Raw genomic sequence first — 20,963 nt, forward strand, 5'->3', positions numbered from 1 at the left:
TATTTAATTATTTTTTTAAATTGATTCATTTATTAAAAATATTTTATTTATTTTATATTAAAAACTTTATTTACTTTCAAAGCTATTTATATATTTTTTCATTTTTTAATGCCAAGTCGTATTTTATAATAAAGCTTACTTTTAATTTTTTACCCATTTTATATATTATTAAGATGTATTTTGGATAAAAAAGGTTCACTTTTTTTAATATTTAATCTTATATTCAATATGTATACAATTAAACATACAAATTTATATCAGTTAATAAATTAATTTATAGCTATAAAATAGTTACTTAATTTATAAAGTTAAAACTTTAATACGATAGTAATAAATCATATAAGATATACTATTTTATATCCACGTAAAAATAGTAAAAGTTAAAAAATATCTAAGAAAAGTAATTTCACTATTGAGATTTTGAAAATTCTTTAAAAATCTTAAATTTAATAAATAAATTTAAACACTTAAATATTATTAAAGATTAATCAGCTCTATGAAAATGCCTATTTTTATATACAAAAAAATAGTGTAGACTGCATCTACACTATCTTTTTATAAAGTTATTTTTTATGTTTTTTCATTCTTATAATTAATATCCATAAAGAAATTGTTCCTATTACAAAATATAAAGCTATTCCACTATCACCTGTATTTGGATTGATGTTATCATATATATTTTTCCTCTTAACTTCTTTATCTATTGGTAATGATGATTTATCTACTGGCGGTACTGGTGGCACTGGTGGCACTGGTGGCACTGGCGGTACTGGTGGCACTGGTGGCACTGGCGGCACTGGCGGCACTGGTGGTACTGGCGGTACTGGTGGCACTGGTGGCACTGGTGGCACTGGTGGCACTGGCGGTACTGGTGGCACTGGCGGCACTGGCGGCACTGGTGGTACTGGCGGAACTGGCGGTACTGGTGGCACTGGTGGTACTGGCGGCACTGGCGGTACTGGTGGCACTGGCGGTACTGGTGGCACTGGCGGTACTGGAGACTGTGGTGTTTTAACAATTACTTTATTTGATTCTACAGGATATAAAGAATTACCATTTATATCTTTCGCTAATGCTTGGAATGAATTTATTGCATATATATCTTCACTAGTATCTTTAGGAATTATCATGCTATATTCTATAGTTAAAACATCTTGAGGTCCTATAGTTAAATCAGATATATCAAATCTAATCGATTTTAATTTACTTATATCTTTAATTTCATCATCCCATGTTCCTTCTCCGATTTTACCTGTAATGGATAGTCTTTCTGGATCACTTGACTGTGAATATTTAATTGTTAATTTATTTTTATCTAATTTTTTGCCATTAATTAAAATATCAAATTCTTTAATAAGTTTTGGTGTAAATAATGATCCTCTATCTGAAGAAGTTAAAACATTTTTATCTCCAACAGATGGTAATATATCAATTATAGATAAATCTTTAAGCTCATTATTTGATGTGTTCTTAATTTTAAGTTTATAATCTATTACATCTTCACTATTAGCTACTATACTTGTTCCATAATTAATATCTCCATTTTTTTTAATATACTTCTCGCTTGTTATTCCTGAGTTTTTGGATATATTATAGTTAGCTATAGATTGAGCGTATATATCACCACCTATATTTCCATTTCCATCATAATCATAACCAAGAGGTTCTGATATATCAGTTTCTAATTCATTAATAGGAATATCCATTTCATTATCTGGAACTCCATATACACCTCTTATTTCTCCATTTATATTTTGTGTTGATACTCCCATTTCATTTGATATAAAGGTTACATCTTTTACTTGCTTTAAATTTACCTTAATTGAAATTGTAAATCCTTGTGGTAAATTATCACTAAATACCCATCTGATAATCTCTTTTTCCTTTTCTTTAACTTTCTCAAACTTTACATTAGTATTTAATGGACTTTCTACAATATTTCCATTTCTGTCTTTTATCTGTAATTCATAATTAATATATTCCATACTATCAGGTAATACATCGAATATAATAGGCTTAGGTAAATCTCTTTTAGGAGATTTTGTAACTAATTCATACTGAGCTGTTTGGTTTATACCCGTAGTCCTTTTTAAAATATTTTTCTCTGTATATGCTGTATATGCTGTTTTAAACAAGAAAAAATCACTATCTTTTACTTTACCATTTATATCTTTATTTATATATTCTAAAGTAGCTGTATTTTTAATTTTTTCATTATTTTTTATAAAACTTCCATCTTTATGTTTATTTCTTACATTTCCATCTAATCTCATACAACTCCATCCACTGTATGTGAATCCTATTGGAACATTTTCAATAATAACTTCATATTTAGATAAATACTCACCTTTATTTAATACAGATCTAATATCAATACTCTTTCCAACACTTAATTCATCTCCAGTAAGTGTTGCAATATTTATAACTCTACCTGTATTAGTTTCAATATTCATTGTAAATTTAGTATTACTATCATAATTCTCATATTTACCAGAATTAATTATGTAAATATTATTCTCATATGGAATATCATCTTTCAATATAAATTTATCGAAAGCTACTTGCCCTTGATTTTTTAAATAAAGATTCCATCCTTGAGATCCTCCAACTGAATTAACCTTAGATGTAGATAATTTAGATAAAACACCTTTTCCGCTTTTTTCTTGAACTGGATTTGTTATAGACCCTTTATTTATATAATTACCGCTATTATCATATATTTCACCTGTATTTGTAATAGAACTACCTATAACAACATCTTTAAACTCAATAGTTATATCCAAATATAAATTTGCTTCTGTATATTTTTCAGGGACTATTACACTTACAATTCCATCTTTTTCAGTTATATCCGCTCCTGATATAGGATTCAAATTAGAATTTTTTAAAACTGCTTCTTTAAATATGCCTTCTTTAGGCAAAATATCTTTTATAACAAAATCCTTTAAATTGTATTTATCTTTATTTTTTACTGTAATTCTATATTTAGCTATAGAATTAGGAGCTATAGAATCTGCAGATATCATATTTTTAATAATTTCCAATTTAGGCTTTAATTCTAAAACAGTATCTTCGCTATTTACTTCAACCAAGGTAACATCTTCTTTACTTATACTTGATTTTATATTTCCAATTGATCCATTTTGCTCATTATTTTTAAACTTGACCTTTATTTCAAATTGTTCTGAAATTGGTTTTGATGTTGGAGGTATATTAAATATTATCTTATTGTTGGTTTTGTCAATAATAGGTTCAATTCCCCCTAAATCATTTACCGATAATATCTCTAATGTATCAGATATATTTAATTCAAATTTTAATGTTTTATTATCTCCTTGCGATGTAAAATTAACTATATATGAAAATTCTTCATCTTTTGAAACTTTCTCTGCTGTAGTTATAATATTTGCATCTACTACTGAAAATGCGTTTAGTATAACTGGCTTACTTGATATATTATATTCAGACGGATAATTTACAGAGGCACTAACAGTTGCCCTTGAACCATCTTTCATACCCTTTTTAAATCTTACCTTAACTTTTAATGATCCATTTATTTTATTGATATCTTTTGTATTTAATTTATAAACAATTTTATTGCTTTCATGTTTTTGGTCAAGTATATTTTTATCTTTATTTATAAATGATACTACTTCTAATTCATCTGGTATATTAACATTAATCGTAGCTGTATCTTGATTAGCGTCTATCATTTCATAATTTATTATATAATTGAATTCTTCTGCAGGTTGAATAATATCTTTGTTAGCTTTAATAGTAAAGTTTAATAATGGTTTAACTAATTCAACATAAGAACTAACATTTTCTTCTATTAACGCATCATCTACATCTATTACTTTAGATACTATTTTTATATTGCTTTCGTTTAATGCAGAATCTTTAAATTTAAGTTTTACAGTAATACTATTATTTAAATCATTCCCTGGCTTTAAATAAAATTCTATCCCAGTATCAATAATCTTCTTATTTAAAATATCATCATTTTCCGTGATTGATACTATATCAACCAAGTTAGTTGGAATATTTAAAATAATTTTTGTAGGGTCATTTGAATCTTTAATTTCATAGTTTAGTCTATAGTTAAATTCTTCGCTTCCTACTACTTTTTTCTTGTCGAATTTACTAGATAACTTCGCTAAAGTCATTCGACTTAATACAGTTTCAGAGCTTATAACTTGTTTCTCTTCATTTGATTTTAAAATAGCCTCTGATGTTGCAATTGAATCTTTACTCGACCCATCTTTAAATTTAACTTCTATATTTACAAAGTTAGATATCATGTTTTTATCAGTTGTATCTAACTTTATACTAATTTTATTTCCGATTATTTCAGCACCCTTTAATTGTTCTTTGTTTAGAATCTCTAAGTTATCAGAAATGTTAATTATTAACTCACATATATTTTCTGTATTATTTTGTATCTCATAAAATACTTTATAATAAAATTTTTCATTGAGATTTACTTTACTTTTACTTGGCTCGATTCTAATATTTGAAATATGTTCTAATGAGTTTGGTGGATCTTTTACTTGTTCTTCAATAGCCTTATTTTCTTTTGTTAATTCTAAACTGTTTGATTCCTCCTTATCATTCTTATTTAAGCTAGAATCCGATACTTGATTTGATTCTTCAGCTTTTAAATTCTGTGCATCATCTTGATTAGTGTTTGAATTCTCTAAGTCAGTTTTTTGTGTAGCATCTGATTGGTCTAATTGTGGTTTTAATTCATCTTTAACCGTGGCTATTTGTTCTAAATTATTGTAGTTAGTATCATTTGCGAATGTGTAAATTAGTGAATTACTAACTATACTTATAATTAATAATGCTATACATAAAACTTTACCTTTGTGTTTTTTCATATTTTCTCCTTTCTTTTTTTGAATTCTCTTTAACAAGATTAATTTGCTATAAAAAAGGTTCATTTTATATAGTCAAAACCTAAAAAATATGTAGATTTTTGTAAGATAATTAAATATTATACCTATAATAAAATTTGAGTTTCGATTTTTAATTTAAAAAAACTATATAAATAAAAAAGGAAAAGTATATATATACTTTTCCTTTTTTATTTTAAGAAAATAGAAGTAATTTTAAGTATCCAATATCTATTTATATTGGATTATTTTAAATTATAACTATGTTTAAGTTATATATTCAATAAAAAAGCAGATATAAATATCTACTTTTTATAAATTAAACTAATCTTAAAATAATATAAGCAATATTTATTAAATTAGTGCTATATATTAATTAATTATAAACTCAAATTTAAATTGAATCATTAATAATATAACTCTTTTTTATTATTTATAACTCTACATATAGTTGCTTTACTCCAACCAGTTTCTTTAGAAATTAAACTATATGATTTGCCTTCTTCTTTTAATTTTAAAATTTTTGATACATCATTATCTGAAATAGATTTCTTATTAGATTTAAGTTTAATGGTATTAATTTCATTTTCTAAAGATTCTATAATCCTATTTTTTTCTTCAATTTGTTTCTCATAGAAAGCAACCATACTATTGTAATCTCTTATATATTTAGCAGTCCAATTTAAATCATTTTTCTTTAGTTTCTTAAACATAAAACACCACCTACATACTAATTATCACTTAAAAAACTATTTCTACTTAATCAAATCGATATCCTTTTTAATTTACTATTGTTTACTTTATAGTATAGATAGACATTAAGGCAAATCTACATAGCTAATTTATACTTACCTTTCTAAATAAATTAAAAAGGAGTGATATTAGGTATATCACTCCTTTTGCTAGTTAATAGGTCTAGTAACTACTAAATTTATACTCTACAGTTCGAGGTTTGACTTTATATTATTAATATATATCAATAAAAAATTTCTTTTATATCTTATACGCTATAGACTAGTAATACAATTTATACATAAAATTTAAATTAGTCAATTATATAGTTATTCTAAGTATGTTTTTTGATATAATATTCATTAAACAGGAGGTTTTTTTATTGAAAAAAATATTTAAAATAGTAATAAACATTTTATTAATTTTAATACTTGTATATAGTGGTTTCAATATATATATTAAACTCTCAGATTATAAAAGAGCATCTAATACTTATAATCAACTTCGTACTACTTATGAAGAAACTGATAATTCACAAAAAAATCAATCTCTCTATTCTATAAATAATGATTTTAAATTTTGGTTAAAGGTTGATAATACTAATATTAATTATCCTGTAGTTCAATATAAAAATAATAGCTTTTATCTAAACCATGATTTTTATAAGAATATAAGTAGTTCTGGAAGCATTTTTATGGATTATCGAGATAATAAAGATTCTCAAAATATAATTTTATATGGTCATAATATGAAAAATAAAACTATGTTTAATAATTTGATAAAATTTAAAAATGAAAACTTTTTTAATGAAAATAACAAAATCAGAATAATAAAAGATAATAAAGAGTACATATATGAAATCTTTTCTGTATATACAATAGACGGAGAATATAATTACTTAACAACAAATTTTGATACTTCGCAAGATTTTAAAAAATATATTGAAAACATAAGAAGTAAATCATTATTTAAATCTAATGTAGATGTAACCGATAGCGACAAGATAATAACATTATCTACTTGTAGTTATGAATTTGATAATGCAAGAACTGTAGTTCATGGTAAATTAATAACTACAAATACAAAACAATAAAAAATCACCTATGTTAGGTGATTTTTTATTGTTTTAGAAAATTTTGCATAAAGCAACATTAAAGAATATTACCAATTTAAATATATCAAAGTTTAAGTGATAAGTTTAATAAATAAAATAACTATTATATTTTTATTTATATTAATTAATTTTTAATGCTTAAAATAAAAAAGAAGTTAATATGTCTACTAACTTCTTTCTTATTGAATACTATCTAAATGTAAAAAAATGTATATTTATTATATATTATATTAAAGTTTAACTTTCATTTTCAATTATTTTATATTGTTTATCAACTAGGAAATTATAGTCATTATTTCAAATTTATATTACTTCATCTTTTTATACGAATAATTTAATTTTTTTATTATAAATTTTAATTTAAGTATTGTTATTTTAACTAATTTTGTATCAATTATGAACCTTTTTTTGATATATATACTCTTTTTATATAGTAAATCAAATAAGTATATTAAGGAGTATCATAAAATATGAAAATCATAGACACGTACATAAATTTAGCAATTGATTGTAGTGATATAAAAAATTTATCAATTTTAGACAGTGGTGAAAGTAGACTGATTACAAAGACTCCTGGTAATGACCATGTATTTACGTCTATTCTAGTCCTAGAATTTTCTCAAAGACATACCCAGTTCTTAACAAATGGTAAGTTAGATCAACAAATTTTATTTGTAAATGGTGTTTATCAAATTTTAAAAAATAAAAACGGAACTCCATTTATAAATATAAAGGTTTTAAAAGTTATAGCCAAAAATAAAAAGCACGTTGTAGATATAAAAAGTATTAGAAGTAACTTATGCTCTGAATTTGAAGAAAGTGACTTAGATATATTAAAAGAGAAATATATAAATACTTGCACTAAATATGAAATTCAAAATTTAAAAGAAGTTATAGAAAAAAGAGATTGTTTACGTCTACAGTCTCAATTAAAGTCTCAAGAAATTCAGAGATTAAAACATGAAAATAAAAATCTACAATTGAAAAATAAAGTAATAAGAACTATTTAATTTTATTCTTTCTTGAATTTATATTCTATTTTTGAATAGAAATATCCAATAGAAACTATTTAAAAGTAAAATAATTAACTTTTTAAATTTTTGATATAATTAAATTAATCCTACTATTATATTTGTTTCAAAAAATTTATAAACCCAACTTAATAAAAGAGACTAATTGTAATCACCCCCTAGAGTATTTCAATTAGTCTTTTTTAGTTCTAATATATATTTGAATTTTATTTATTTTTAACTTAATCTAATCTCTTAATGTATATAAAAAAGCCCTTAGAGTTCATTTATTTCGGATCTAAGAGCTTTAATTTATTTAAATATAAGACAATACATTTTAAATTATAAAATTTAAGTTATATTCTTTTTTATTATCTATCTTTATTTTTATTTTTTCTATTAATAAATAATCCTGTTAGAGATGCAAGTCCTACTCCTAAATATCCTAGAACTCCCGCATCACCTGTTTGAGGATTTAAATTATTATTTGAAACAACTTTATTATTTTGATGTAAATTATTTGGTTTATTCGTAGTTGTTTCGTTATTTACATCTATATTATTTGTATTACCAGATGGTTTGGTTCCACTAGAGCTATTATTATTAATAGTACTATTTTCTATATTTCCGTTTATAACATTAACAGTAATAGTTTTAGTAGTTTTAGCACCTTGGCTATCTGTAACTTCATAAACGACTTTATATATTCCTACTTTACTTGTATTAACTGTATCTTCTATTATCTTTATATCTTTGGTAATATTGCCATCTTCTTTATCTATAGCAGTAACACCTGTCATTGGATTAAACTTATCTCCAACTTTTATTGTTTTATCTTCTGCATTTATTACAGGCATACTATTTATTACAACCATCTTAGGATTTACAGTTATAATTCTTTTCACTGTAGTAGTATTTCCATCTTTATCAGTTACTGTATATGTTAATTCATATTTACCAGGTTTGTCTGTATCAACTGTACCAGTTACTTTAATATCTTTAGTAATATTACCGTCTTCAGTGTCAGTTGCAGTAACTCCAGCCATTGGATTAAATGGAGTTCCTTCTTTTATACTTACATTATCAGCCCCATTTATAGAAGGTTTATCATTACTTCTTACAATAACAGTTATAGATTTGTCTGCAGTATTACCATCATCATCTGTAACTGTGTATATCACTGTATAAGTTCCAACTTTAGGATCTTTTACATTTAAACCACCATCACTTTTAACAGTAACTCTATCAGTTATGTTGCCATCTTCTTTATCTGTAGCTTTTAATCCTATAGCTTTATCAGTTAATAGGTTTATTGGACTATTAGCCTTTATAGTTATATTATTCGCTGATATTACAGGTTTATCATTACTTCTTACAATAACAGTTATAGATTTGTCTGTAGTATTACCATCATCATCTGTAACTGTATATATCACTGTATAAGTTCCAACTTTAGGATCTTTTACATTTAAACCACCATCACTTTTAACAGTAACTCTATCAGTTATGTTGCCATCTTCTTTATCTGTAGCTTTTAATCCTATAGCTTTATCAGTTAATAGGTTTATTGGACTATTAGCCTTTATAGTTATATTATTCGCTGATATTACAGGTTTATCATTACTTCTTACAATAACAGTTATAGATTTGTCTGTAGTATTACCATCATCATCTGTAACTGTATATATCACTGTATAAGTTCCAACTTTAGGATCTTTTACATTTAAACCACCATCACTTTTAACAGTAACTCTATCAGTTATGTTGCCATCTTCTTTATCTGTAGCTTTTAATCCTATAGCTTTATCAGTTAATAGGTTTATTGGACTATTAGCCTTTATAGTTATATTATTCGCTGATATTACAGGTTTATCATTACTTCTTACAATAACAGTTATAGATTTGTCTGTAGTATTACCATCATCATCTGTAACTGTATATATCACTGTATAAGTTCCAACTTTAGGATCTTTTACATTTAAACCACCATCACTTTTAACAGTAACTCTATCAGTTATATTACCGTCTTCTTTATCTGTAGCTTTTAATTCTATAGCTTTATCAGTTAATAGGTTTATTGGACTGTTAGCCTTTATAGTTATATTGTTTGCTGATATTACAGGTTTATCATTACTTTTATATTTAATTGGCTGTTGAACTATCCCTGAAAATATAGCATTACTATGTCCTATACTTACGTTTTTACTAAAACTATAGCTTTCATTAATATCTTTCGTTATGTTATTCCATTTTATTAGATTTGTATTTGAATCGTATACCCCTCCATTACTTACGTTAGTTGCACTAACTATTGATCCATCAACACTTTTTACATTATTTTTTATCTCAGCTAAATTTCCTTTTGATTGAACTTCTTTTAAAGATATTTTTTGATCCACTAAATTTAAATTAGTTAACTTTGTTAACTTGGATAATGCACTTATATCACTTATTCTATTATTACCTAAATTTAAATAAGTTAAGTTAGTTAAATTAGATAATGCACTTATATCACTTATTCTATTAAATTGTAAAGTGATCAGATTTAAATTAGTTAACTTAGTTAACGAACTTATATCACTTATTAAGTTATTGCCTAAACTCAAATCAGTTAAGTTAGTTAAATTAGATAATACACTTATATCGTTTACTTTATTATTAGCTAAATTCAAATTAGTTAACTTAGTTAAATTAGATAATATACTTACATCACTTATTTTGTTATCAGATAAATACAAAGCAGTTAAATTAGTTAAATTAGATAATGCACTTATATCGCTTATTCTATTATTAACATTTAAACTTAAAGTCGTTAAGTTAGTTAAATTAGACAATGCACTTATATTACTTATTTGGTTTTTAGATAAATACAAAGTAGTTAGCTTAGTTAGATTACTTAACTCACTCACATCACTTATTCTATTCTCACTTAAACTCAAATCAGTTAAATTAGTTAAATTAGATAATGCACTTATATTACTTATTTGATTTTTATTTAACTCTAAATGAGTTAAGTTACTTAACTTGGATAATACACTTATATCGCTTATTTGATTATTATTTGCCTCTAAATGAGTTAAATTAGTACAATATTCTATCCCCTCTAAATTAGTGATAGATGAAGATCTAAGATTTAAACGTTTTAATAATTTCAGTTTAGATTTAGTTATGGGAGCATCAGGTTTTTCTCCCAAAGCGGCAGTTAATTTACTTCTTAAGTTTGAATCAGGTATAGTGACTATTTCATCACTTTTTGTATTAATATCATCTTCTTTTTTTAATTTTGTATTTGTATTTTCTTCATTTGTTGTCACTTCAGTAGAATTTTCTTGTTTATTTATAGTTGATTCTTCCTTATTCATTGTATCCGCATCATTTTTATCTGAAGATACAGGTTTATCTATTTCTATTTTACTAAGTTCTGAATTAATTTCCTTAGTTTTATCCTTCTCTTCAGCATTAGATTGATCTTTATCTTCAACAGTATCTTTTGTTTTTTCTGTATTTGATTCAATAACTTTATTATCCTCATTATATGCAAATACATCTAAAGGCATAGATTGCATAATCATTGTCGTTGTTATTGCTCCTACTACTACTTTTCTTACTTTTTTGCTCATATTTTTCTCCTTTATATTCAAATTATTATATAAATAAGACATAATTATGATTAAAAAGGTTCACTTTTTTATAAAATAAATTCTTTATATAAAAAATAAAACTAAACTTTGAAATTTATTTTTTACTTAAAGGTATAATTGTTAACAGAAAAAATAGATGACACTAAAATAACATCATCTCTCTTTTTTTATAATAAAATATTAAAAAACTAATTTTAACTAAAACATGAAATTGTAAATATCTATAAAATTTTTATAGATATTTACAATTTCATATATATAATTAAATGCATTTTTGTCTCAAGTAATCTAACTTTTCATATCTTGTACTTTCTCTTTTATTCATATCATAAGTATACAACTTATGAAGTTTTTTCTTTGCCTTACTAAGTCTACTTTTAACTGTTCCTTCTGGTATATCTAAAACATAAGCAATTTCTGATATTTTTAATCCTTCAAAGTATCGTAGAACTAAAACAGTAGATTGTATTTGAGTTAGTTGCCCAATTAAATTCATCAATTCTTCGACATTCTCTTTTAATATACAGTTTTCTAAAGGATCATTATATTTACATCTACAACTAATCATAGGAAATACATTATCAATGTTATTATGTTCAATGTCTTTTAATTTATAAAATTCATTCATACAATAGTTATATGTTATTTTATTTATCCATGATAAAAATAACTTTGGATTTTTTAATTGATCAATTGATTTTAATGACTTTATGAAAACTTCCTGTGTAGCATCTTCTGCCATGGATTTATTTTTTAAGATGCTTAATGCTAAAAAATACACTTTTTTATAAGTTAATGAATATAATTCATCAAAAGCTTGTAGATCTCCTGTTTTAACTTTATTTACAAGATTCCCCATTTTAATATAACTTCTATTCATCATTTTTTAATCACCTCTTACAATATTACTATTAAATTAAATACCCTTTTAGCAAATGAATATTTGTAATATCTAAAACTTAAGATTATTTTTATATAAAAATAATGAATGAAAACTATTTCAAAATAAAATAATTAATTTATTTTGTTTTTGGTATAATCATATTAATTCTACTATTAATGTTGTAGTAATTTTGTATACCAAAACTAAAAAAGACTATATGCAATCTATGCCTTAATATTTTAAAATAAAGTTGTATAAAAATTGTTTTATTATATAAAAAATATTTTTTAGTATTTTTTATAAATATAAACTTTGATATAATTCTTTTAACCTTATATTAGTATTTTTTTACTGATTTTCAAAGAAATTAAATTCCAAACAAATTAAAAATAGATGATACTAAAAAATAGTATCATCTATTTTACTTTATCTAGTATTTCTTGTTATTTCAAGAGTTGTATGTTTTACTATACTTTTCATTTAAAATTAAAACAAGTTTATAGAAAAACATATGAAATTACTGTATTAAAAATGTATTTTCATGATTAAGGTAAAAGGAAAGTTATACCCTATAAATATATTCTATATTAATTAAAATTTATCAAATATAGGGTATTTAATTATTATTTAAGTAATACTACTTAAGCTAATAATTTTAAAATATTTTGGAATGAATTCGGTTTATGAAAATAAAATCCTTGTCCTAATTCACAGTTTAAATTCTTTAAAATCATATAGGTCTCCATATCCTCAATACCTTCTGCTACTACCTCAAATCCTTTCTCCTTTGCTGTTTTACAAATCATATCTATCAACTTCTTATTATTTTTTATATCTTTTATTATGGACTTGTCCATTTTAATCAAATCCATATTATACTTATCTATAATCTCAACTTTATTAAATCCAGATCCTACGTCATCAAATGATACTTTAAACCCTTTATTCTTTAAAAATTTTATTTTTCTTTTCATATTTAAACTATTTTCTATTTTATTTTTCTCACTTAACTCAAACTCAATATATGGTATATATTTCAAATTTTCATTACTAAATATTTTATTTATCCAAACTTCAAAATTATCACACTCAATTTCTATAGATGTTATATTTACAGAAATTAAAATCAATTTATCTAGTTCTAGTTCCATTTTAGATAAATCTTTAATAACTATATTTAATACCGATGTAGTTAACTGCCTTTTTTCTTCTACGCTTTTAGCTAAATTTATTACCTCCTCAGTATTTAATAAAGTACCTTTCTCATCTTTAAATCTAGATAAAGCCTCCAAAGAAGTTATCTTCTTATTCTTCAAATTGACTTTAGGTTGATACAATATATTTAAACATTTTATTGACTCTTTTCTCATAATCATCCACTCCACATATAATATTAACTTCTGTTTTATACTTAAGATATGAAATTTATTGAAATAGTTCACTTTTCCTTACATTTTTTTATTTATTTCCAACTTTTCTTTTAAATTTTAACATTATCTGCTTTCTAGTAAATTTCACTAAAATTTATGATTGATGTATAATTAAACTATTGTTTAAGAAAATAGTTTAATTTTTAAGAATAGAGGTGATTTTTAATGAATGGTCTAAAATACATAAAATTAGCTAAACTTGTATCTAAAGTTAAAGATAATGACACTCAAGCATTTGCTGATTTATACTCTTTAACATATCAAAAAGTTTACTTTTTATCTCTAAGTATTTTAAAAAATAAACAAATGGCAGAAGATGCCGTTCAAGAAGTTTTTATAATTGTATTAAAATCAATTAATAAGTTAGAAAACCCAAAATTGTTTTTAGCATGGCTAAATAAAATAACATATAACTACTGTATTCGTGAGATTTCTAAAACAAAGAAACTTGGAGAAGTTAGTTCTGATAATATTTTTCCCATAGCTTGTGATGAATCTGAAGATACTAATCCCTTAGATTCCTATATTTCAAAGGAAAATAGTAACGAGTTAATGAGTTTAATTAACAAATTATCTGAGATACATTCTACTATACTAGTATTAAGATACTTTGAAGAGTTGAAAATTTCGGAAATTGCATATGTTCTAAATATATCTGAGGGTACTGTTAAAAGTAGACTTAATAACGCAAAGAAAAATTTACATAAACTTTATGTTAGTGAAAAAGAAAAAAGTACAAAACTTTATGCATTTTTACTTTATCCTTTATTCAAAAAAGCATCTAACGATAATATGTTAAGTTATGATTCATCTAAAAACTTATTTAAAACCGTACTTAATGAATCAGATAATAAATCAAGTGATAATATAGAGTTTAAACCTAGCTCTAAGTACAATATAGCTAATTATATGCCCTTTTCTTTAACAACATCTATTGTATTAACTACTGCTTTAATTTGTACATATGGTATTGTTAAATATCCTTTTAATAAAGATTTAAGCAATTTAGATATTAATAAAAGCAATCCAAATAATAATATAATAGTTGATGAAAAAAATAATGTCCAAAAAAATATGGACATACTTGGTAGTTATAAAAATGCAGATATATTTATAAGCGATATATCAAAACCTACAAATAAACCTATTTTTATAGATATTAAGTTTAAAAGAAAGCCAAGTTCAAATGATGTATATATAGAAAAATCTAACGGTGAGAAAATTTTGGGTAGCTATATAGACTCATCTGTATATAGATTTAAAATTAATGAAAATGATGAATATAACTTATTTATAAAGTTTAAAAATAACTCAACTATTGAAAAGAAGTTTAAAGTATCATGTATTGATACTGATGGTCCTGATATAAGTGACTATTCATTTAATAACAATGAACTTACAATTAAATTAAAAGATTCTGTTGCTAACATTGACTTTAGCAAAGTTTTTCTAAAGGATTCTAGTGGAAAATCTGTTGATATAAAATCAATTGATAAAGCTAATAATTCTATTGTTATAAATGTTGATGATAAACCTTTATACTTGATAGTATCTGATAGTGCTGGTAATGAAGTAATATATACTATTAAAAGTTTCTAACTCTTATATTAAGTATAGTTAGTGGTATTTATTTTTATAATGAAATATGCTCGTGAATTAAGTTTTAAGACTTTTTAAATTACGAAAGTTAAATTGTATTTTACAGTATTATGATTAATACCTTACTCAGAATTTAAATCCACTATATTAGCCCTTTTAAAACATATAAATTTGATAAAGTATACGTATACTTCATCTATATATATAAGATAAAGTACTTAAATTAATAGAATTTTAATCTATGAAATAGCTTTTAATTTTAGATAGTCGTATATATTATAGAGTGATAGTAAAAAGATATAAGATGTGTCCCCCGGGGGCACATCTTATTTATAATATAAGTAAAGTATTTAATATATACGTATACCTCATCTATATTTAAGATAATTTACTCAAATTAATAAAATTTTAATCTATGAAGTAGTTTTTAATTTTAGATAATCGTATATATTATAGAGTGATAGTAAAAGATATAAGATGTGTCCCCCGGGGGCACATCTTATTTATGATATAAATAAAGTATTTAATATATACGTATACCTCATCTATATTTAAGATAATTTACTCAAATTAATAAATTCATCTAAATTTCTTAACTATATAATTTACCCTTGAGAGCACATATTATTTTTACATAAAATTTAAATAATAAAAATAAAAATAGTATACCTCTATACAACCTACTTGTACTTTTGGCTACTATTTTTATTTTTCTATATATCTACTCTGTTAAGTCTTAAAATAATTAACATAGGACAATATTATATAGCTATACTATCTTATTAATAACTTATTTTAATTAATAAGATAGTATAAAGTTTAGTACTTCTAAATCGACTATAGTAAAAGAAAGTTTTATTTATTTTTTTTATTTATAAATAATCCTGCTAATGCAGCAACAAACAATCCTAAATATCCTATAGCCCCTGTATCTCCTGTTTGAGGATTATTTGAGTTACCATTACTTGTAATTGATGCTTTGTTTTGTTGTGAATTTTTATCTTTATTTATTTCTACCGTATTACTTTCACCTTTATTGTTGGCATTCTCTTCCAATGTGCTATTGTCTGTATTTTTATCCAGGTTATTACTTATAACAGTGATAGTTATCCCTTTAGTAACTGTAGCACCTTTACTATCCGTTACTTGATATATAACTTCATATTTACCTGGTTTATTTACATCTACAGTATTTTCTATAACTTTAATATCCTTAGTAATATTGCCATCTTCTTTATCTGTAGCAGTAACTCCTGCCATTGGATTAAACTTATCCCCTACTTTTATAGTTTTGTTTTCTGCATTTATTACTGGAATTGCATTTATCTCTACTATTTTAGGTTTTACAATTACAGTTCTTTTAACTGTAGTAGTATTACCATCCTTATCAGTTACTGTATATGTTAATTCATATTTACCAGGCTTGTCTGTATCAACTATACCAGTTACTTTAATATCTTTAGTAATATTACCATCTTCAGTGTCAGTTGCAGTAACTCCATCCATTGGATTAAATGTAGTTCCTTCTTTTATGCTTACATTATCTGCTCCACTTATTACTGGTTTATCGTTACTTCTTACTGTAACAGTTATAGTTTTAGTAGATGTAGCTCCCTTACTATCTGTTACTTCATAAACTACTTTATATGTTCCTACTTTACTTGTATTAACTGTATCTTCTATTACCTTTATATCTTTAGTAATATTACCATCTTCTTTATCATTAGCAGTAACCCCTATCATTGGATTAAACTTATCTCCAACTTTTATTGTTTTATTTTCTGCATTTATTACAGGTATATTATTTATTACAACCATCTTAGGATTTACAATTACAGTTCTTTTAACCGTAGTAGTATTACCATCCTTATCAGTTACTGTATATGTTAATTCATATTTACCAGGCTTGTCTGTATCAACTGTACCAGTTACTTTAATATCTTTAGTAATATTACCATCTTCAGTATCAGTTGCAGTTACTCCAGTTATTGGATTAAATGGAGTTCCTTCTTTTATGCTTACATTATCTGCCCCACTTATTACTGGTTTATCGTTACTTCTTACTGTAACAGTTATAGTTTTAGTAGATGTAGCTCCCTTACTATCTGTTACTTCATAAACTACTTTATATGTTCCTGGTTTACTTGTATCTACAGTATTTTCTATAACTTTAATATCCTTAGTAATATTACCATCTTCTTTATCATTGGCAGTAACTCCTGTCATTGGATTAAACTTATCTCCAACTTTTATTATTTTATTTTCTGCATTTATCACAGGTATATTATTTATATCTACCATCTTAGGATTTACAGTTACTATTCTTTTAACTGTAGTAGTATTACCATCTGTATCAGTTACTGTGTAAGTTAACTCATATTTACCTGGCTTGTCTGTATCAACTGTACCAGTTACTTTAATGTCTTTTGTAATATTACCATCTTCAGTATCAGTTGCAGTAACTCCAGTCATTGAATTAAATGTAGTTCCTTCTTTTATACTTATATCATCTACCCCACTTATTACCGGTTTATCATTACTTTTTATAGTTAATTCAATTGTTTTTGATACTGTATTTCCATCGCTATCTTCAACTGAATAAGTTACAGGATATACTCCTGGTTTGTTCCAATCTACTTTACTATCATCTACTGTTATTTTATCTGTTAAATTTCCACTTTCTAAATCATTAGCTGTAACTCCACTAAGTAAAAACTCTTTATAATCCTTTATAGTATTTATTAAAACAGATTTATTTGCTGCTACAATTTTTGGTATTGCACCTATATATCCTTGTATAAATCCTGAACTAATTGGAAATCCACCTTTTTCACCAGTGTTAGATATAGCTCCAAATTGCGTTGTATATACTTTAGCAAAACTATCTACCTTAGTTGTGAATAAAACTTCAAATACAGTATCCACCTGGACTTTTCCAGTATTTATTATTAACTCATCAGAGTTCTGTGTTATTTTCATAGTATTTGTAATATCTTTACCATTAGTTTGATCAACTATTTTTACTGAATCCCTAACTAATGTTTGCCCCTTATCCATTTTTACATTAAGAGTTACATTATCATAAGGACCAAGTTTTCCAGATCCATTATATGTAGCTTTTAATGGAATAGTATTTGAATCTGGTAAATATAGACCTCCTATAGCTCCATTTTCTAATGTTCCTTTACCAGTAAAGTTACTTCCATCCCAATATGGGTCAAATAGTCCCATAATTGAAGCAGTTGGAGGTATTATAGTCAAAATATCTCCATCTAATGGAATATTATTAATGGTTCCACTATCATTGATTAATTTAGCTGATACATTATATTTTCCTGGATTATTTAGTATATTAGATACTATAGAAATATTAATATCACCTCTAAATAAAAACTCTTGATTAAAAACCAATGTAACTGAACTATTGACTTCATCTGGAATTAAATCAATTGCTGGATTAGTTGGATAATAATTAACTTTTTTATAATCTATTGCTTCTTTAGGTATATTTAATTTAATTTTAGTCCCCTTAGGTATTGCAGCATCAGTCTTGCTCTTTAAACTTATATTTATTTTTAATACATCTCCAAACTGATAATCCTTGCTAGTATCTATTTTTAAATTAAGCATATCTAATATATTTTGTGAAGTTCTCGAACTACCTTTCATCTTAGGTTCATTTTTAACCTCTGGATCTATAGTATATACATTGTTTTCTTCTTTTTTTACAGAATCTAAGTCTTTACCTACTTTATTTTCTTCTACTGCCTGTTTCTTATTTTCTAAATCTTTTGAATCTATATCTTTTTCTTTCTCTATAATTTCTTCATTCTCTTTTAAATCTGTATTACTATCTACTTCATCAGTTTTTTTATTTTTTAATTCAATATTTTTCATATTATTTTTATTAACTTCTTCGTTTGCTGATGCACTTATTGGAGCTAATTGTATAATAATTGTTGATGTAATTGCCCCTGCAATTACTTTTTTCATAATAGATTTTTTTCTTTTTTTCATTTATTACACCTACCTTAAAATAATTCATTTTTCCTAATTACTCTAATCCTTTGAATTATAGTTCCTATTTCTTAATTTTCATCATATATTTTACCCTCTTTATTCTTTCAATTTATTTGATATTGCTTTGTTTTTATATAAGTAAGACAATACCTCTACACTAACTATTTACCCATTTTTTTATGGGCAACTTAAGTTTATAGTATTTTTAAATTAACTCTAGTAATTAACGTAGTTCTACATATTAATTTACTAAAATTACTCTTATTTTTACTTGTATAAATATAAGTGCTATTTTATATAAAAAAGGTTCACTTTTTTTATATAAAATTTATTAATTTTATGTATAAATTAAATTTACAATATTTTTAACCTACCAATAGTAAATTAAATTAATCAATTTATAATTAAAGTAGTTATCTATCAACTTTAGTAATATATAAAATTTTTAAATTTTAATCTATTTATAGTGACCTTAATAAAACTTTACGAGTATAATAAAAAATGATCATTTAGGTTTAACCTAAATGATCATTTTTTTACTTAATTTTTTTACTTAATTCCTTTCTTGAATAAATCTATTATTTTATTTCTGCTTAACTCTTTTTTAAATATTTTTTCTACTCTTCCAAGTTCCCGCTCTATTTGGCATCTATTGTATCTTTTACATTGTTTATTTTTTATGCAGCAGTTTTGTATGCTAATCTCTCCACTTATAACACTAACTAAATCTAATAATGTTGCTTCATTTATACTCTCTCCTAATTTATATCCTCCCTTTACTCCTGGGGTGATTTCTATATAATTATGTTTTTTTAATTTTCTTAATATAGTATATAAAAAATCAATAGGAATATCTTCTTTTTCTGCTATTTCTCCCGCTCTTATATTCTTAAATTGCTGATTTTCATACAAGTACATCAAAGCCTTTATTGTATACGTTACATCATTTCTAATTTTATTCATAACCATAAACCTCACTTCTATTTAAATTCCACATTTATATAAGATATTTTAAGTTTAAAAAGGTTCAGTTTTTCTAGAATTTAATAAATAATTTTTACTTTTTTAGTAATTTAAATGAACTAAAATATATTTTTTTGACTCTTATCTATATGATAAGTATTTACAAAAATTTACAAATTATAACTATATTCTAAGACAGTAATTTTAAGGAGATGAACTATACACATGACATTTATTCAAAATCAATTTAATGATGATTTAACATTAAGAAATTATTTAGCTTTAATGGCCTGTATATTAAATCCAGACCTAAATCATAATCGTGCTTTAAATTTATTTGATATTTCAGATAAAAAATCACTAGAAATTGATCCAGATAGTGGTTCATTAAAAAAATCTTCAAATAAGCATAATAGAGATTTTAAAAAGATTAAAGTTATAGATACTCTTAATAATAATGAAATTATATTTAACTCTGTATATGAAGCAGAAAATTATACCGGTATAAAAAAAGAAAATATTTATGTTTATATTCCTAGAGGAATATTAGGTGGAAGAAGATATAAGTTCTATTACTATAATGATTAAACATTATATATGGGAACTTAAATTTTAATATCTAGTAGATATTAAAATTTAAAACTGCTATAAGTGATATTTTTGTAAATAAAAAAAG

The 20,963-nt window shown here is 24.2% G+C and carries 11 protein-coding genes; 4 read left to right on the forward strand and 7 right to left on the reverse strand.

Annotation, left to right across the window (positions count from 1 at the left end; all coding sequences use genetic code 11):
• Positions 1–563: 563 nt before the first annotated feature.
• Together ATCC9714_RS17150 and ATCC9714_RS17155 are read right to left on the reverse strand one after the other, a co-directional pair.
• A complete protein-coding gene (locus tag ATCC9714_RS17150; protein WP_057582222.1) occupies positions 564–4,880 on the reverse strand; it encodes a hypothetical protein in 4,317 nt (1,438 codons plus the stop codon).
• Positions 4,881–5,302: 422 nt separating this feature from the next.
• The gene (locus tag ATCC9714_RS17155; protein WP_021121936.1) at positions 5,303–5,608 is read right to left on the reverse strand and encodes a hypothetical protein; all 306 of its coding nucleotides are present in this window, start codon (positions 5,606–5,608) and stop codon (positions 5,303–5,305) included.
• A gap of 401 nt (positions 5,609–6,009) precedes the next feature.
• Here ATCC9714_RS17155 and srtB point away from each other — a divergent pair, with 401 nt between their 5' ends.
• Both srtB and ATCC9714_RS17165 read left to right on the forward strand, forming a co-directional pair.
• On the forward strand, positions 6,010–6,720 hold the full coding sequence (srtB, locus tag ATCC9714_RS17160; RefSeq protein WP_054631306.1) for a class B sortase: 711 nt from the start codon (positions 6,010–6,012) through the stop codon (positions 6,718–6,720).
• 491 nt (positions 6,721–7,211) lie between these two features.
• Complete coding sequence (locus tag ATCC9714_RS17165) at positions 7,212–7,751, forward strand: hypothetical protein (protein WP_021121942.1); 540 nt, start codon at positions 7,212–7,214, stop codon at positions 7,749–7,751.
• A gap of 371 nt (positions 7,752–8,122) precedes the next feature.
• Here the strand turns inward: ATCC9714_RS17165 and ATCC9714_RS17170 are convergent, their stop codons facing one another.
• The 3 genes from ATCC9714_RS17170 to ATCC9714_RS17180 form a co-directional block, all read right to left on the reverse strand.
• Positions 8,123–11,371, reverse strand: coding sequence for an immunoglobulin-like domain-containing protein (locus ATCC9714_RS17170; RefSeq protein WP_208872237.1), 3,249 nt, complete (start codon positions 11,369–11,371; stop codon positions 8,123–8,125).
• A gap of 283 nt (positions 11,372–11,654) precedes the next feature.
• Complete coding sequence (locus ATCC9714_RS17175) at positions 11,655–12,275, reverse strand: RNA polymerase sigma factor (RefSeq protein ID WP_021122173.1); 621 nt, start codon at positions 12,273–12,275, stop codon at positions 11,655–11,657.
• 641 nt (positions 12,276–12,916) lie between these two features.
• Positions 12,917–13,645, reverse strand: a complete 729-nt coding sequence (locus tag ATCC9714_RS17180) for an EAL domain-containing protein (protein ID WP_054630237.1) — start codon at positions 13,643–13,645, stop codon at positions 12,917–12,919.
• Between the two features lie 225 nt (positions 13,646–13,870).
• Here ATCC9714_RS17180 and ATCC9714_RS17185 point away from each other — a divergent pair, with 225 nt between their 5' ends.
• Positions 13,871–15,304 (forward strand): RNA polymerase sigma factor, encoded by a 1,434-nt coding sequence (locus ATCC9714_RS17185; RefSeq protein WP_054630238.1) that lies wholly within the window; start codon positions 13,871–13,873, stop codon positions 15,302–15,304.
• 855 nt (positions 15,305–16,159) lie between these two features.
• Here ATCC9714_RS17185 and ATCC9714_RS17190 read toward each other — a convergent pair.
• Positions 16,160–19,321 carry an immunoglobulin-like domain-containing protein gene (locus tag ATCC9714_RS17190; protein ID WP_054630239.1) on the reverse strand — a complete coding sequence of 1,054 codons (3,162 nt, stop codon included), beginning with the start codon at positions 19,319–19,321 and terminating at the stop codon, positions 16,160–16,162.
• Positions 19,322–19,873: 552 nt separating this feature from the next.
• Positions 19,874–20,287 (reverse strand): RrF2 family transcriptional regulator, encoded by a 414-nt coding sequence (locus ATCC9714_RS17195; protein ID WP_054630240.1) that lies wholly within the window; start codon positions 20,285–20,287, stop codon positions 19,874–19,876.
• 225 nt (positions 20,288–20,512) lie between these two features.
• On the opposite strand from ATCC9714_RS17195, the gene ATCC9714_RS17200 reads away from it, so the two are divergent.
• Entirely contained in the window at positions 20,513–20,875 is a 363-nt protein-coding gene (locus ATCC9714_RS17200) for a hypothetical protein (RefSeq protein WP_021127572.1), read from the forward strand.
• Positions 20,876–20,963: the final 88 nt, after the last annotated feature.

Source organism: Paraclostridium sordellii (assembly GCF_000953675.1).
Classification (GTDB): Bacteria; Bacillota; Clostridia; order Peptostreptococcales; family Peptostreptococcaceae; genus Paraclostridium; species Paraclostridium sordellii.